Below are 17,383 nucleotides of genomic sequence, written 5' to 3'. Positions count from 1 at the left end.
CATAAAATCTGATTTTTACAAAGTTAATACATAAATAAAAAAACTACGAGAGAAACACCGTAGTTTTCTATTTACACAATCAGATGGATAGTCTCTGGGGAAACCTTTTTTGCTCTTTCATTAAAATACTGACTACTTCATTTTATCTAATGTTCTATTCCCAATTATCCATCACATCTTCTATTTGCATTAGTATTACTGACAAATAATCAACGCAAATAATATTGTGAAAAGTTAAGGAGCTTTGAGGCATTTGAGTATCAGAGATACAACCATTCAAATGGATTATTCCTTTTTCTTTCATCTGAAACCTAAGACAAAAGAACTCACCTAACGGAATAAAGGAAACTTCTTTATGGCACTTACGAAACATTTAATCAACAAAAATCATTATACAATTTACTTCGTCGTTCATTCTTACAGGACTCACTATGGATTTTTTTATGAACTAATATTTTAAATAAATGATAGTGACCACACTTTGTTAAACTCTTCTTCCGAAATATAGTCAGATTCCTCAAAAGACAAATCATCCAACTCTTTATCACATAGCAAATGCTCTCCCTGAATAGGGTTTTCAATTGTTAAACAAACTGCTTCTCCCGACAACACTTCTATTTGTCTAACAGCTAATTTATTATGAAAATGAAGATAAAATAATATATCCTCTTCTTCCCAATACTTTTTTATATAATAATCATTCATCTTGAAGTAACTCAATAAGTATCATAACAAATGCCGACAAGATACAACTTTTCTTTTGCTCCCCAACTTTTATAAGAGGAAAAACCGTTCTCTGTTCCTCTTATAAATATTTCTCCCACAAATAGCGCAACGGCTCAAGCAATCTTCCGGTCACGCTCCTTTCATCCGTCATCACCTCCGCCGTTCCGGTAAGTTCTCCGTTGAAATTCAGCACTTTACCATAAGATGTACATAAATCCTGCGGTAAGCTTACAGTAACGGTATACATGCTATCGCTATCCGTCAAGAGGGAAACAGATACCACTGTTCCGGTCAGGAAGCCGAATTCCATATAAGGATACCCTGTCACGCTGATATTCACCCGTTGTCCGGGTTTCACCTTGCCCGACCCGTTAACAGGCAGTTTTATCTTGCCGATAATATCCCCTGTCTGCGAGGCGACAATAGAGAAAACTTTATCCCCACCGTTCACATTCTGATTCTTCTGCCACACATTGTTATAAGACAATATCCCACCGGCCGGACTGATGAAAAGATACGTCATCTTCCAGTCCTCGATGCTCACCTGTAATTCATTGTAAGCAGCTTTTAAGGCTGTCCCCAGGCTGTTAGCTTCCCGACTTCGCTCCATCCGGGTTTCAAGAATATTCTGTTGTAACTGCGCCTCCTGTATTTTGGCGGAAGAAAGTGAAGTCATCATCTGTTCCTGCCCCTGTTGTCTGTTCAGAAACACCTGTTTGGCCTCTTCATAGTCCGATTGTGCCGTCAGTCCCTCGCCAAAAAGTTTCTTCTCTCGGCTGTGCACCGTTTCGGCTATCCGCACCTGTTCCTTGTCCAGTTCTGCCTGACGATTCAGATGCTTTATATAATTGCGGTACTCCTGCAATTCTTTACAGGTTGCCTCTATTTTCTGTTCGTAAAGGTCTAAAGACAGGAAGTTACGATAATCCGTCAAACTCTTGGTAAACGTTGCATAAACGGCCTGTATACTGCCCAAAGCCAAATGTTCGGGAAACAAAATGCCGTGCACGCAACTATCCGTCAGACAGAAATCCTGTAATGCTTCCTCCAACAGCAATACATCTTCCGTCTCTGCCGGGTTTTCCAGTACGGCAATGATTTTACCTGCTTCTATCCGCTCCCGGTCTTTGCCATACACTTCCTTTATTTTTCCGCTTCCCCGCGCCACTATCCATACAGGCGGATGCTCCGTGGTAACCGTGATTTGCGCACTCACCACATCCGGATACTTGAAGAAGCAGCCACCGATAAAAAACAGAGCCAGCACACTGAAAAACACCGTGATTCCCCACCTCACCAACGCATGCGGCGGCCGTGTCAGTATCTCCTGCACCTCCTCGCACCTCAATTCTATGTCTTTTTCTTCCTGTTTCTCCATAACTCCCAACTCTCCACTTCTCAAAGTTCCAGTTGATTCTTTACCAGTCTGTAATAGATACCTTTGCGAGCTGTCAGCTCTTCGTGTGTTCCCGTCTCCGCTATTCGCCCCTGCTCTATCACTACTATCCTATCTGCATTTCTCACGGTGCTCAGGCGGTGTGCAACCACCACTGACGTCCGCCCCTTAAAAAACACCTGCAAATTCTCCATAATGACGCGTTCATTATTGGCATCCAATGCATTGGTTGCCTCATCAAAGAAGATAAATTCCGGATTCTTATACACAGCACGGGCTATGAGGATGCGTTGTTTCTGTCCCTGACTCAATCCATGCCCTTCCTGTCCTATCTTGGTGTTGTATCCCAGTGGCAATTCTTCGATGAAGCCGTGTATGTTTGCCACCTCGGCCGCATGACGCAACCGTTCTTTATCAATGCGTTCCGCACCCGGCGCAATGTTCCCCGCAATGGTATCGGAGAAGATAAAGCCGTCCTGCATCACAACACCGCACTGTTTTCTCCACTCCCGTATACTGTAATTCTCCAATGGCGTATCTCCCAGCAGTATCTGCCCGCTTGCAGGAGGATAAAAGCCCAACAGCAACTTCACCAGTGTTGTCTTTCCACTTCCGCTCATACCTACCACGGCCGTCTGTTTTCCCGTTTTTATCTCCAGGCTGATGTCGTCCAATGTAGGAAATTCACTCAACGGATCATACCTGAAACTCAAATTCTCCAACCGAAGGTCTTTCCCCGGAGGAATGTCCCGTATCAACTGTCTCGCGGGATCTTCTTCATCAGGCTTGTCACGCACTTCGCCCAGGCGGTTCATACTAAGACGGGCGTCCTGCATGTCGCGCGCAAAAGCTATCAGGTCATTTACCGGACTGTTCAGTTGCCCAATGATATACTGCACGGACAACATCATACCCAACGTCATCTCTCCCCGCACCACAAGGCTTGCCACCAAACCCGTAATTATAATATTTTTCGTTTGGTTTATCAATACCGCTCCCGAATCCTGATACTGCCGCAAAGCAAGGCTGCGGATGTTCACCTTGAACAGACGCGCCTGTATTCGTTCCCATTCCCAACGCTTCTGCTGCTCACAGGCACTCAACTTTATTTCCTGCATGCCATTCACCAGTTGCACCACCGTACTCTGATTGGCACTTTGCTGGGCAAAACGTTTGTGATCCAGTTCAGCACGCTTCTTCATGAATAGCCAGACGTATGCTATATAAAGTCCGCTACCGCCCATGAAGATAAGGAATATCATCCAGTTATAAAGCAACAGTACAACGCCGAAGACTACGATGTTGAATGTGGAGAATACCACGCTCAGACTGCTTCCCGTCAGGAAATTCTGAATACGCGTATGGTCGTTGATACGTTGCAGGATATCACCCGTCATCTTCGTATCGAAGTATCCTATAGGGAGCTTCATCAGTTTAATCAGGAAATCAGAAATGAGGGCAATGTTAATACGCGTCCCCAGATGCAACAATATCCAGCCACGGATAAACTCCACGGCACTGCTACTAAAACTCAACATCAGTTGAGCTAGCAGTATCAGATATATAAAGCTAAGGTTCTGGTTATTAATTCCAAAGTCCACGATGGACTGTGTGAGGAATGGGAGCATCAGTTGTATCATGCTGCCCAATAGCAGCCCCAATAGTAGTTGACCTACTAAATTCCGATAGGGGCGAAGATATGAATACAGAAATCCGAAACCTTTGCGGTTGATGGTTTCATCCTCGTCCTTCATAGCATAGAAATCGGGAGTAGGCTCCAGCAATAGTGCAACTCCCGTATCTTCCCCGTTCTTTCGCGAACTTATCCAGCAACGGCAAAATTCTTCTCTGGTATATTTCAGTTTTCCTGCTCCGGGATCGGCAACCCAAACCTGCTTGTCATTGAGCTTATATGCCACGACAAAATGTTGCTGATTCCAATATATGATGCAAGGCAAGGGAGCTTCTTTTAGTTTTTCATAACCCACTTGTACACAAATGCTGCGAAAACCAAGTTTATCTGCCGCCTCACTAATGCCCAGCATGGATACACCTTCACGGGTGATGAATGATTTTTCCCTTAACCCTTCCAGTGAATAGCGTTTACCATAGTAAGCAGACACCATGCGGAGACAGGTGGGTCCGCAGTCCATAGTATCGTGCTGGATGTAGTGAGGGAAAGATTTCATTGTTTTGTTAAGCTGTCTAAGGTTTGCATGAGTTCATCATCAAGTAAATCCTTCGCAATAATTCTGCAGTTACGATCTAATAAGAAATTTTTTGGAATTCTTTCTATACCCAATGCTTCTACAGCCTCTACCTTTTTTCGTTCTTGGTCTGAACCGATTACATGGATAAATTCCTGCGTCTTGTCCTGCTCCATTGCTTTTCTCCATGCACTATGATTCGTATCTATAGAAACTGCATATACTTTCAGGTCTTTTTTATATTTTTCTAAAACAACTTTTAGATATGGAGTTTGCGCTCTACATGGTTTACACCAGCTGGCCCATATATCCAAAAAAATATATTTACTTTTTAAGTCACTCAAAGAAATAAGTTCTCCATTTGCATTTGGTAACTTTAAAGACAATTTACCTCCTATTTTAGTATTTACTTTACTTTGCTCATATTTCTTTCGTTGTGCAGAAATTTCGTTTAGGCGTTGTTGGGTCTTTAGTGTACGTTCGTTCAATTCATGGGGAACAGATACGGCTACAGCAGGGGGGTAATCGGAGAATTTTTGCGCGATATATTTCTTTAGAATTTGGAGGCTATCGTTACCTATAGAGTCTTTAAAAAACATTCGCAACATAGAGAAACTACTATTTGCAATTTGAGGATATGGACTTTCATGAAGAATCTTATCATAACTGTCCATTAAAAGATGACTGTAATAAGGGATGCTGTCTTTAGACGTTTCTCTCCTCTTCATCCAATAGTAACTGTCGTATAAGGAGTTTTCTGTAGCTATATTGTGATACTCCCCTCTTAAGGCCTTCTTCCAAAGCATCTTCCTGTCTTTTGATGATATGTGTAATTCAATAGTGTCTTTAGGTTGTGCATAAACATACAACTGCATAGGACCATTTTTGGAAAAACAGAGGTATAAATTATAGTCATAAGGAACATAGCCTTGGAGAGTTACAGTTTTCTGCCTTTTTTCAATTCTAGCTGAATCCCAAAATCTTTGTTGGTTGCCGTCATCACAAAATGACCATAGATAGACTGTTTGAGCATCTTCTGTCATGTCTTTGTCTAAGTGTAGAATGATTTCTACGTTCTTTTCCTCCTTTTGGTCTGCCGGAGAAAAGAAGAACATGGGCAAACAGATAAAAGAAAAAAGTGGTAGTAATATTTTCATGGCTTTAATTAATTATTATTTAGGAGTTCTTACGAGTGGTAAGAATTATATGTACCTTTGCGGATGATAATACAAATGCTTCCCAAATTTCATTTTTGAATAAGGCTATCTAAAACTTGCATGAGTCTTTCACCATGCAAATCTTTGGCAATAATACACTGATTATTATCTATTAAAAAATTAGCCGGTATCATTTTTATATTTAACTGTTGCAATAGTTTAGTCGGCTGTCCATTAGAATATGTGCCAATAACATGTTGAAATAACTGAGTTGAATCCTCTTCAATAGCTTTTTGCCATGCCTGATGATCCGAATCAATAGATACAGAATAAACACTTAATTTATTTTCATACTGCTTAGCAAGTTTCTTTATTGAAGGCATTTCATTGCGACAAGGTTTACACCAACTAGCCCAGAAATCAACAAAAATATAACTTTCTTCATTAATAGCTATAGGAACTTTGATACCTTTTAAATTAGAAAACGATAAATCAATCTTATTTCCAACGGACAAATCCAAAAAAGATTGATTAGATTGCTGCATTAACAATTCTCTAATTCTCATCTGTGCCTTTTGAGAAGCTACTGTTCCTGAAATACTTTTTTTTCTTCCTGAAAATTCTTGCAAAGAAATATTATCAGGAAATTTAACAGCTGTATTATTTAGCAACTTCATTACTTCTTCCTTACGCTGAGGAAAATCTACTTTCAGAAATATCCCGAGTTCATAGCACACGCATGCATAGTTAGCAGTAACAATCGCTGTCCTCAATCTATTAAACCACTCCTTCTGTAAATGCTCTATACTATCAGTCTGATTCTTTATTCTATTTAAATAAACAGTTCTTTCCTTTATGAATGTATTTAAATAGTTATTCAGATTACCTTGTAATACCTTTTTATAATAAGATTTATTTCCATCTTCTTCTTCGATATTGATGATAACACATGAATCTGGCTCTACTGCAAATTTAAAATTTTTAGGTCCATTTTTAGAAAAAAGCAAAAATAGACTTGTAGCCTCGCAAATAGAAGCATTTAATTCTGCCTTATGTTCTCCCTTTTCTATAAATACAGAGTCAAATATAGCAACCTCATTACCTGAAATCCAATCTTTATATCCACGTAAATATACCCACTGACTTTCAGTGCAAATATAATCATCCACTAATATAATTATTTTTGCATTCCTCTCTTCTTTTTCAACAGAGTAATTACACAAAATATTTGGAAGAGCAAAAACCAAACAAACTGACAGATAAAAAATAGATTTCATATATTGGCTATTTAAGTATTACACAAATATTTTAAAGACAATATGCCAAAAGTTTAATCAAACTCTATTGAATGAAAAACTTTTGGCATATAAATAGACTACATACAGTTCACACTTGCGTCTGGCGCTTGTGCTGCCACTGCGGCCTCAACCTCTTTCAACGTTTGTTCCGACTCAACAACCCGCACATAAAAATCTCCAAATCCATACTCAACCATACAATGATAAAGAGTGCCACCTTTAACTACACCCATCTGAACCTTGTTCAACTTGAATGCTTCAAAACTACTTAAATTCTTCATAACAATAAAAAATTTAAAGGTAAATAAAAGTGTTAGTCCGGATTTTTTCAAGCTGATTCCAAAACAGCTATTACTTCGCGAAAATAATATCTTTATGTTAATACATATCTTAAATCTGATAGCGGATACATTTCCGGTATATAATACTTACCCACTATGACAGAGGGCGTCTTGCTTATTCTCTGTCTCCGACAATATACCTGTTGCTTCATCCACAAATCTTGAACCTCGGTTGTTATACTGTAATCATCCGCTCCTCTGATACATTTCGTTTCATACCATTCTTCCAAAAGTTGCATTGCCTTGCCCCATCCATCCACATAGTAAGCAGCAATGACAATTTGCGCAATTTTTTCTCCCAACCTATCATTTGGAAATGTCAGTAACACCAATGATACAGGAAACCTTGAAGCTATCTCTTTTACATGACGATGAATCCTCGCACAATTCTTACAATTAGGATTAGTTACTATCATCACCTCACTACCTCCTGCCACCTGACTATGCAGCGTAATATCCAGACTTGCCATCTCCTCTATTTGAGGTTTTAGCGCCAGTAACATCTGAAAAGTTTCCGAATTAAACAGGCTACCAAGATGTTTTTTCAGAGAGACTCTCTCCCTTTCTCTGCTCCAGATAGTTCTCATTTGTATTCCAAAAATCAAACAGATACATCCTATAGCAATAAATACAGCAAATGAAGAAAAAGAAAAACCTATATCAAAATAGTTTCTCAACATATAAAGAGCCACCGCATTACCCCATACTGCCAGATTTACCAGCATGCAAAGCATGCACCCTTTATGAAGAATGAAAACCTGGTAAATAATGGAATATAGAGTAAATGCGGTTGCAGCAACACAGCAAATGACAGAAATCCCATAAAAATCATTCCAGCAGGTCAAAGAAAACAAAAAGAGAACAACAAAGTAGAGCAAAGATAATTCCCCTAATCCTACACCTGCTATATTTGCCCCCTTAGAATGAAGCACTTCATTACAGTTCACTGCTTTTCCTATATGACAAAATGGCTCCATGAATTGCTCATTCACCCATTCTTTGTAGAGGATAGCGGTAGACACAAGAATGCCAAAACTCAATGCACATAAATAGGCAATAAAAGCAGGTGATTGACTTTGAGAGAATGCAGTTTGCATCCCCAATATCAAGATAAAAAGTATAGCGATGACAAACTTATAGCGCAATAAATAGAAAATAATATTTTTCATTACATAGTAATGTTCATTCGAGGTCTTTTTAGTAGGCTCTCCGAATAAGACAATACCCGTCCATCGCTGCAAAAACTTGTCCATCATCATACTATGCTTTTGTCCATATCCATTAATGAATTCTACGATGGAATCGTCCTTTTTCGTCACTACGCAAAGTGGATTTTTGTCCACCTTAAGCATTGTGATAAAAGGAGATTCCAATTGCGAAAAATAATCGGATGACGGAAGTTGATATACTTCATTCTTTACATGAAGCATATCCAGTGCATCACTGATACCTCGTATGCTATCTCCTAATGGAGTATCGAGCAAACGATGCACAGTACTTCTACTCACTCTTACAGATAATACCCGTAAATAGTGATAGAGTACAACAGTGGTATTATCAACTTCAGCCATGATTCCCCCTCATCTATCTATTAGAATATTATAAAGGGAAATATCCTTCTAATGTGATTTCATCAGAGGTAATTTCTATCATATAATCTCCTGTGCCTTTCCCGCTTAAGTCAATAGAAAAACTTGCAGGGTTGATAAATAGCTCAGAATAAACTGTTTCTCCGGTAGTTTCATTAATAACATTAACCGTAACAGCAGAGAATGCAGTCTGGAAGTCAACTGTTACTACCTTATTATATAAGGAAGCACACACAGGTTGGAGAATAACGCCACGAGTTTGGGGAGCATTTTCTGGACTCGTATCACCAATCTGTCCAGGTGGATCTCTATCTCCATCCTTCTGCATAAGCATTATCTGCGTATTACCAGAAACAAACTGTGCGTTCACAGAACCGGCAAGAACCAAAAATGAAAATAAAATAAATAATACCTTTTTCATATGCATCAGACTTTTGTTTTATGGTGGCCAAATTACGAAAGTCTGTGCAAACAAAGTGTGTCACAAGTGTGTCATCACCTAAATTCTTTGCAAAATTTCTTCAAATCCACAATTTTGCTCAGTACCTATCCGCTTAAGCAAAGCATTTTTCTTCCGATAGAGAGTTTTTCTGGAAAGATGCAACAGGTATTCTAAATGGGAAAATGGGAAACCTACTAAACTTAAACATACCAAATGGAGTTCTTCTTTAGATAATTGATACTTTGCACAAAGACTTGTTATGGCATTGTTCCACTGCACATCCATTACGACCACAAATTCCTGCCATTCCTGATCGCTTATTTTTTTATCTGATTCATCCTTATCCTGATAATCTTTAATAATAGCCTGCATCTTTTCGTAGAGTGGTGAGTGCAAGAAAGCCTCTTTGGTTAAAGAGCTTCGCTTCAAAATCATCTCGTTCAGTTCTGTATTCAATTTTCCTCTTTGCTCTTCATCAATTTGATGTGAAGTCAATTCTTTTTTCAAGTTTTCAATCTCCAAATCCTTTTGCACTATATCACTCTGCAAACTGGCATAATGTTGACTTAAATCCTGGTTTACCTTTTCTAATTGTTGTTTATCCTTTTGCAACAAGTCATTTTTTCTTCGATATCGTTTGTATAGAAAAAGAGCAACTATGATAATCATTGCTGTTATCAATATAAAAGCATACAGGTACATATTTAAACGTCCTTTATAATGTAGCTTTTGAAGCATTGCTTGTGCATCAGTTTCTGCCTCAATCATTTCATTGGCAACTACACTCCGTCGAAATTTATATAAGCTATCTTTATATGCAGAACTGTTCCTCTCCAGTTCTACGGACAAGGCGGCATTTCCCTGAATCATTGCGATGTCTGCCAAACGCATATAAGCATCTACCTTTCTTCCATAATCTCTGCTTACCAAACTTTTATTTATATAGAAAATTGCAGAATCATACTGTCCACATTTATAATAAGCATCTCCTAAAATGAAAAAAGCATGATAAGCCCGTGCTGTATCTCTCCGTAAGGAAAGATTTAGTTTTGCGTAATACAAAGCTTTTTCTCCCTGATTCATCCTACTGTACAAATTACTGAGTGAAGCTGAAATATTAGCTTTCAGACCATTATTCCCCACCCTATCTACTGCCCCAAAAGCATCTGACAATTTCTGTTCAGCAATAGGAAAATATTCCTTCCCTTTTGTTAAAGCTATAGAACCTTGCTTAGATAGGGCTTCTGACCAAAGAGCGGTATCCTTCACCTCTTGAGCTATTACTTCCATCAACTGATAAATAGAATCCGCTTTTTCATTAAATCCCTGTATATTATAGATAAATCCTATATTATTGTACACCAATCCCAATTGTCTCTTTTCTTTCGCTTTCTCCGTCAAAGGTGCCGCAATAAGAAATTCTCTAAACGCTTCCGCCTGCCGGTTCATATCCCTATACACACATCCCCAATAATAATGTGCCTTTGCCTGCATACGCACATCATTCGTTTTATCGTAATATGCCACAGCATAGCGTATCAACGAATCATCCGTCTGCACAACATAATTCTTATCCTTTGCCTGCGTCAACAACAATGCATAGCAAGCACTATCAGCCTGTGTAGCAAATTTATCCATTGAAATGCCCTGCAAGATACACAACGCACTGTCCGGTCGCGATTGCATAAGAGAGTCCGCCAATATCAGCTGTCTGTTATTACTCTGCCGCTCATTGCAGGCCACCGATAAAAAAGCAATCAAAAGAATTATTAAAGCTATATTGTTTTTCATTGTATCCGTCATATTACTATAAGTTGTAGCACAAAGATAGAGTTTTATATCAGAATGTAAGAATAGTTCAGTAATAGTTTACTTCAATACAAAGAATATAACTTTAACCCCGTCAACCGGATTGCAAAATGGCTACACCCTTTCACCCGGATGGTGTAGCCCTAAGCATAAAAGGGTGTAGCCATCCGAGAGAAAGGGTGTAGCCATTACAAGAAACTGATTATTAACTATTTATAAGTTTCCAAATTCATAAAAATGAAGAAACAGACATGGCCGGAAAGACATCTGCACCTTCTCATAAGTTTCTCCGTTGTATAAAAAAATCGGTTAATCCTTCAGATATTGTAACCGTTTTCCCCAGTCTTCCATAACTGCCTGACGCCACTTGTAGACAGTCTCAGCCCCCTGAAGGTTCCGCCAGAACAATGCAGGGTCACTCTTGTCAGTGTACCAGTTGGGACCCACCTTGTAGTCGGTGGCAGACTCCCGGCCTGGCCACAGGTTCTCAATGGTTATGGCACCTTCCAGCGCAGGAAAACCGGGTATATCGGAGGTAATGGTATAGGGGAGCGTGCCGAGGTAATACGTAGAGTGACGCACGGCATAATCACCGCCTCCGAGGTGGAATCCGTCCCATTTCTGCTTCCCTATGGTGAGGGTGAAACAGGCCGAGTCGGCGGGAATGTCGGAACGGTCGGGACCTTTGACATGAAACTCGATAATCGAATAGATGGGTACGGTGTCCGCAGCCGTGGTAAGCCGGTGGAAGACCGGTCGCGAACTGCGTGCGGTTGGTTCGAAGCTGCCTCCCCATGACTCGCCCTCAGGATCGTCGGGATTGCCGTTCATCACATAGAGGAGAGCCGGAGTATCGCCCATCTTAGGGATGCCCTTGTAATAATTGATAAAGTCCGCACCAAGGTGTCCTGCACCTTTGATGTAGGCATCGTAATATCCGGCATTGTATTTATCTTTCACTTTATTCTGGGTGATAAAACCCCGATAGGAAGCATTGTTTTCAATCATCCACAGATTGGGAAAATTTTCTACTATATAGGCATAGCTGTTAGTACTCCATTTTTTGTTAGGGCCTCCAATCCAGTGAACACGGATTTTGTCAGCGATGTCAGGCGCATCATGAAGAGCTTGGGCCACGTCTTCAAGTCCGCCCCAGACAGATACCCACAGCGGGCGTTCGTCCTGCCGACGCGCACATTCCACTATCCATCGGGAACCTTCGGTAGGAGTGAGAAAACCCCGATAAGGAGCCGCCCCCTTGCGCCCCTGCTTGGTGATGGCACGGAGTTCCGCGGGCGACATCAGCCCCTTAATATGCTTGGATAGTTTGGGAAGGTCCTTCTCGTAAAGGTCGATCATGCGGAGAATTTCTTCCCGGTTTCCCGAACCGTAAGAGGGAGAAGAGACAAGTCCCTCAAGGTCAAAACAATCGGTGTACATCAGCAGATGAGCCATCGACTGGTTGTCGTCGGGATCCGTTCCTCCGATGTCAGTACTAATGAGCACGCGCGGTTTGACAAGGTCAGTAGCCTGAACCTTTGCCCCTATTGAGCCAAAGATCAATAAGACAAGTAAGATCAATCTTTCCATAATAGTTTGCTAATTTAAGATTTATTCTGCAAATTTACGCTCGAAATTCAATTTAAACCACCCATAAATTCATAAAAACATGCCGGATTCCGAGATATTGAAGACTTTCGATGAAAAGCGTGGCGAGTTTAAGCCCTACGGTCTGACGTGTGAAATGTGGCGCCCGCAGCTTATGCCGAAAATCGACCGCCACAACGAGATTGAGCTTAACTATATTCCCGAAGGAGGCATTACTTATTTTTTCCCTACAGGAAAAGTGACGGTTCCGCCTCGCAAAATTACGCTGTTTTGGGGGCTGATACCCCATAAAATCATTAAAAGCGAATCCGAAGCCCCTTATTTTGTAGTCACCATACCGTTTAACCTCTTTTTAAGTTGGAGATTGCCTTCAGTACTTGTCGATAGGATTCTCGGAGGGGAAGTTGTGGTTGAAGCCGCAGAATCGGAGTGCGGCCTCGACAAACCAATGTTTGAAAGGTGGGTTTCCGACATGGCGGGCAAACAAAACCAGGCGGCGGCAGGCCTTGAAATTCAGGCCCGAATATGGCGGTTGACAAAAAATATATCTGCATCCGAAGCCAAATCCACCGCCATACTTAATCCTGCCGACGGGTCAATTTTGGAAAAGATTGTAGTCTATATTGCCCACAACTATAGCCGCCCAATAAAGATTTCAGATATTGGCCGGGCCGTGGGGCTTCACCCCGATTATGCCAATGCCATTTTCAAGAAAGCCTTTGGCTGTACATTGAGTCGCTACGTGGCAGAGGAACGGATAGGTCACGTCAAACGCAAACTCATCCTGACAGACATGAGCATTACGCAAATAGCCTTTGACTGCGGATTCAATTCAATCAGCCGTTTCAACAGTACCTTTCTTGACATCTGCGGGCAGACTCCCAGGCACTATCGCGAACAAAACAGGTGAGGAACTGTCAGACTTTATCGATTACATATCCTCCAACGAATATCCCCGATATTCTATGTTATATCGTTTCAATTACCAGATTCAGATATTCTCTGGTGCCATACAAAAAAGCATCTCAAAGATATCACGCATGGGACATTCTTGAAACTACGGCGTATCAAATATGTTTTCCTTATACAGCAGCGCCCCATGATGATAGCGAAACATACTACTGTTAGTTAAAATTCAGATTATCAGATTTATACTATTTATAATTCAGATTATAATAACCGCAATTATAAACACAAAGGTATGATTTTTTCATTGATTCATCCATATCCTCCCAACCTTTTGCAAAAACAGCCACGGACAGCGCACTTTTTTCCTAAGAAAAATTACAACCAACTCACATGCAATACCCGCTCTACACCTGCTCCATATCTGCTCCACACCTGCTCCACTATTCTCGTCCCCGCATAAGAGTGGAGAAAACGCGGACATGATACGGACCGGAGAAAACCCGGACTCCAAACCAAAGAAAAACAAAGCGGATGAATACTCCGACAAATAGAAAATCAGAGTTAAAATATTGATTATCAATAAATAGAAAATACAAATGCAAGATTATGATAAACTTTATTTCAAAAGGACCGATTTAAAAAAAAGATCCTATATCTTTGCCACCGCAACGGAAACAAGACACCGTTGCAAACTGAACAACACGATGAAGATTGCTGCAGAAGTCTTTTAGCGAGTTCACACAGAAAACTAAATTATTTACAACACAAAAAAGAAAAATTATGGGAACAATCAAACAGGGAATCCTCGGAGGATTCTCAGGAAAAGTAGGAACAGTAGTAGGTAGCACATGGAAGGCGGTACACTATATGCGTGCACTGGCAGTGAACATCAACAACCCGCGTACAGAAAAACAACAGAACCAGCGCTCTAAATTTGCGGTAACCATCAATTTCGCAAAAACAATGACGCCTTTTCTGCGATTTGGATACAAAGAGTATTCCGGGCAGCAAACCACATTCAATGCAGCCGTATCTTACGTTCTGAAACATGCACTGAAAGGTAGCGGAACAAACGTCTCAATTGACTACAACAAGGCCTTGGTGACACGTGGCAGCCTGATGCCGGCAATGGATGCCACGGTAACGGTAAGCGGAAACAAGGCTGTTTTCGCCTGGACCGACAACAGCGGCATGGGCGATGCAGCACTTACAGACGCCGCCATGCTGCTGGCATACAACAAGGACAAGGGAATGGCCGTCTACGACATAGCCGCAGCCACGCGTTCCGATGCCAAAGCAGAACTGAAACTGCCCGCCAACTGGAGCGATGACGCACTGGCCATTTATCTGGGATTTTGTAACGAAAACGCCACCAACGTTGCCAACAGCGTATGCCTGCAAGACACTCCGGTAAGCGGAGATTCGGAAGGCGGCGGCTCGGAAAGCGGCGGTTCGGGCAGTGGAGGCGTGGACGAAAATCCGCTGGGGTAAGATGACGGCAGACTGCCGGAACTGAAAAAAAGGAAGGGAAGCTGATTGGAGATAAAGACTCCGGCAGCTTCCCTCTTTTTATAATGGTTGTTATAGTAATCTGTTTACCCTACTTCTTCTCCCTTCAGCGTCGCCGAGCTTGCTTCAGTAATCTTCACCTTCACGAAATCGCCCACCCGGTGCGTTCCACGGTCGAATACCACTACACGGTTCTGCTCAGTACGCCCTACCAATTGTTCGCGTGAACGTTTGGAAACTCCTTCCACCAATACTTCATACGTCTTGCCGATGCAACGGGCATTCGACTCGGCGGAAAGACGATTCTGCAAAGCGATAATCTCATTCAGCCGACGTATCTTCACTTCTTCGGGCACATCATCCGGCAAATGCTTGGAAGCATACGTGCCCGGACGCTCGGAATATTTAAACATGAAAGCAGAATCATAACCACACTCTTCCATCAGAGAAAGGGAAAGTTGATGGTCCTCTTCCGTCTCGGAATGGAAACCGGAGAAAATATCTGTAGACAAACCGCAATCGGGGATGATACGTCGGATAGCATCCACACGCTCCAGATACCACTCACGGGTATACTTGCGATTCATCAGTTTCAGGATACGCGAACTTCCGCTCTGCACCGGCAGATGGATATGCTTGCACACATTGGGAACCTGTGCAATCACTTCCAGCGTTTCATCGCTCATATCCTTGGGGTGCGAAGTGGTGAAACGGACACGCACGCCCGGTGCGGCCTCAGCCACGGTGCGAAGCAACATAGGGAAAGAGACAACTTCACCGTCCGGCTTCTCAAAGCGGTAGGAGTTGACGTTCTGCCCCAAAAGGGTGATTTCCTTATAACCCTTTGCCACCAGGTCGGACACTTCGTTCAGGATGCTTTCCACATCACGACTACGCTCACGACCGCGGGTATAGGGAACGATGCAATACGTGCAGAAATTATTACAACCGCGCATAATGGACACGAATCCGGAAATGTGGTTACCACAAATGCGCGAAGGAATGACATCCCGGTAAGTCTCCGTTGTAGACAGTTCCACATTGATGGCTTTTTCACCCGCCTCTACGGCGGCAACCAGGTCGGGAAGAGTGAGATAAGCATCAGGACCTACCACCAGGTCAACGTGGTGATTGGTAATCAGGTCATCCTTCACCCGCTCGGCCATACATCCCAGCACACCCACAATCAGATTGCGCTTCTTCTTTTTGAGCGAGTGGAAAAATTCCAAACGATTCAGAATCTTCTGTTCGGCATTGTCGCGGATAGAACAGGTGTTCATGAACACTGCATCCGCTTCTTCCAGCGTGTCCGCCGCCGAATATCCCGCCATCTGCATCACAGAGGCAATCACTTCACTGTCTGCCACATTCATCTGGCAGCCGTAGGTTTCGATGAACAACTTCTTGTTGTCATCAGCAGTCGCAGATTTAAAGTCTGCTCCCGTTACTTTTTCCATAATTTCTTGTTTTTAGCTCACCACAGATTACACAGATTAACACAGATTATTTCTTGAGTTTTCTGCCAACTCCTCAGCAACTTCTCATCTTACAAAGATAATCTGTGTTAATCCGCGCAATCCGTGGTGAAAAAGTTTCGACTGCAAAGATACGCCTTCACCTCTAATTTACAGACGAAACAAGAGAAAAATAACACTCAATAGTTAGATTTTGAGGCCTTTCTGATAATTAATGTTAAGACAGTAAACATTTTCAAGGCAGATATTTGGCGTAGTTGGAAATATTTCACAAATTTGTGCAATGAAAGAAACATTAGATTTTTTCATAGTTAAGGTTTAGGTTAAAAAAATAAGGGGAGCTGTGAAGCTGCCCTTTTTTCATGCCTAAAAATTGGCTGTAATTCAGATAATTTAGTTACCTTTGGCGGTGAAAAACTTAAATGAGCATGGATGGCATATTACAGTTTCTGTTAATCGCAGGCATAATCGTTATCGGAATTGTCAAGCAATTCAAGAAAGAGGCAAAGAAGAATGCTGACAACAATCCCGCTATGCCCTTACCGGAAGGGGAAATTGACGAAGACGCAATGCCCATTCCGCAAAGCTGGGGAAAGACTTACGGCGGCTACATTCCCGAAGGTCCCGAAGTTGAAACAACTCCCGCCCCCGCTACCCAAAAAGAATATCAATTCTCTTCTTCAAAACATATCTTCGGTGGAGATTCTGCAAATACATCTCCCAAACCTGTTACAGCCCCGCCGAAACAGAAAATTTCTCCCCCTCCGTCTACTCCGCAAACTCCCAAAGCTGACTCCGAATACTCCATTCAATCAGCGGAAGAAGCACGAAAAGCTATCATTTGGTCGGAAATACTACAACGGAAATACTAAATAAGTGGAGAGTGGAGAATTGAGAGTGGAGAGTTAAAAGCCCTC

The 17,383-nt window shown here is 41.8% G+C and carries 14 protein-coding genes; 3 read left to right on the top strand and 11 right to left on the bottom strand.

Annotation, left to right across the window (positions count from 1 at the left end):
* Positions 1-456 precede the first annotated feature (456 nt).
* From BUC01_RS05960 to BUC01_RS05915, 10 genes are all read right to left on the bottom strand, one after another.
* Positions 457-705, bottom strand: a complete 249-nt coding sequence (locus BUC01_RS05960) for a hypothetical protein (RefSeq protein ID WP_073313038.1) — start codon at positions 703-705, stop codon at positions 457-459.
* A gap of 100 nt (positions 706-805) precedes the next feature.
* Entirely contained in the window at positions 806-2,104 is a 1,299-nt protein-coding gene (locus BUC01_RS05955) for an HlyD family secretion protein (protein WP_025831379.1), read from the bottom strand.
* A gap of 20 nt (positions 2,105-2,124) precedes the next feature.
* Complete coding sequence (locus BUC01_RS05950; RefSeq protein WP_025831380.1) at positions 2,125-4,311, bottom strand: peptidase domain-containing ABC transporter; 2,187 nt, start codon at positions 4,309-4,311, stop codon at positions 2,125-2,127.
* Positions 4,308-5,486: a TlpA family protein disulfide reductase gene (locus BUC01_RS05945; protein ID WP_073313031.1), complete on the bottom strand. Its 1,179-nt coding sequence runs from the start codon at positions 5,484-5,486 to the stop codon at positions 4,308-4,310. Before BUC01_RS05945 ends, BUC01_RS05950 begins: the two co-directional genes overlap by 4 nt.
* A gap of 89 nt (positions 5,487-5,575) precedes the next feature.
* Positions 5,576-6,763 (bottom strand): TlpA family protein disulfide reductase, encoded by a 1,188-nt coding sequence (locus tag BUC01_RS05940; RefSeq protein WP_025831381.1) that lies wholly within the window; start codon positions 6,761-6,763, stop codon positions 5,576-5,578.
* 98 nt (positions 6,764-6,861) lie between these two features.
* Positions 6,862-7,065 (bottom strand): hypothetical protein, encoded by a 204-nt coding sequence (locus tag BUC01_RS05935; RefSeq protein WP_139261815.1) that lies wholly within the window; start codon positions 7,063-7,065, stop codon positions 6,862-6,864.
* Between the two features lie 92 nt (positions 7,066-7,157).
* Positions 7,158-8,696, bottom strand: coding sequence for a vitamin K epoxide reductase family protein (locus BUC01_RS05930; RefSeq protein WP_073313030.1), 1,539 nt, complete (start codon positions 8,694-8,696; stop codon positions 7,158-7,160).
* A gap of 28 nt (positions 8,697-8,724) precedes the next feature.
* The gene (locus BUC01_RS05925) at positions 8,725-9,135 is read right to left on the bottom strand and encodes a DUF3244 domain-containing protein (RefSeq protein WP_025831383.1); all 411 of its coding nucleotides are present in this window, start codon (positions 9,133-9,135) and stop codon (positions 8,725-8,727) included.
* Between the two features lie 78 nt (positions 9,136-9,213).
* Positions 9,214-10,947 (bottom strand): tetratricopeptide repeat protein, encoded by a 1,734-nt coding sequence (locus BUC01_RS05920; protein ID WP_025831384.1) that lies wholly within the window; start codon positions 10,945-10,947, stop codon positions 9,214-9,216.
* Between the two features lie 327 nt (positions 10,948-11,274).
* Entirely contained in the window at positions 11,275-12,555 is a 1,281-nt protein-coding gene (locus BUC01_RS05915; RefSeq protein ID WP_025831385.1) for a nucleoside hydrolase-like domain-containing protein, read from the bottom strand.
* 79 nt (positions 12,556-12,634) lie between these two features.
* On the opposite strand from BUC01_RS05915, the gene BUC01_RS05910 reads away from it, so the two are divergent.
* Both BUC01_RS05910 and BUC01_RS05905 read left to right on the top strand, forming a co-directional pair.
* The gene (locus tag BUC01_RS05910) at positions 12,635-13,483 is read left to right on the top strand and encodes a helix-turn-helix domain-containing protein (protein WP_025831386.1); all 849 of its coding nucleotides are present in this window, start codon (positions 12,635-12,637) and stop codon (positions 13,481-13,483) included.
* Between the two features lie 779 nt (positions 13,484-14,262).
* Positions 14,263-14,973, top strand: a complete 711-nt coding sequence (locus tag BUC01_RS05905; protein ID WP_025831387.1) for a DUF6266 family protein — start codon at positions 14,263-14,265, stop codon at positions 14,971-14,973.
* Positions 14,974-15,077: 104 nt separating this feature from the next.
* Here BUC01_RS05905 and miaB read toward each other — a convergent pair whose 3' ends face one another.
* On the bottom strand, positions 15,078-16,448 hold the full coding sequence (gene miaB, locus BUC01_RS05900; protein ID WP_073313029.1) for a tRNA (N6-isopentenyl adenosine(37)-C2)-methylthiotransferase MiaB: 1,371 nt from the start codon (positions 16,446-16,448) through the stop codon (positions 15,078-15,080).
* 446 nt (positions 16,449-16,894) lie between these two features.
* Between miaB and BUC01_RS05895 the strand changes: the two genes are divergently transcribed.
* A complete protein-coding gene (locus BUC01_RS05895; RefSeq protein ID WP_025831388.1) occupies positions 16,895-17,338 on the top strand; it encodes a hypothetical protein in 444 nt (147 codons plus the stop codon).
* Positions 17,339-17,383 lie beyond the last annotated feature (45 nt).

Source organism: Bacteroides stercorirosoris (genome assembly GCF_900142015.1).
GTDB classification, from domain to species: domain Bacteria; phylum Bacteroidota; class Bacteroidia; order Bacteroidales; family Bacteroidaceae; genus Bacteroides; species Bacteroides stercorirosoris.
This window is presented reverse-complemented; position numbering and strand designations above follow the sequence as displayed.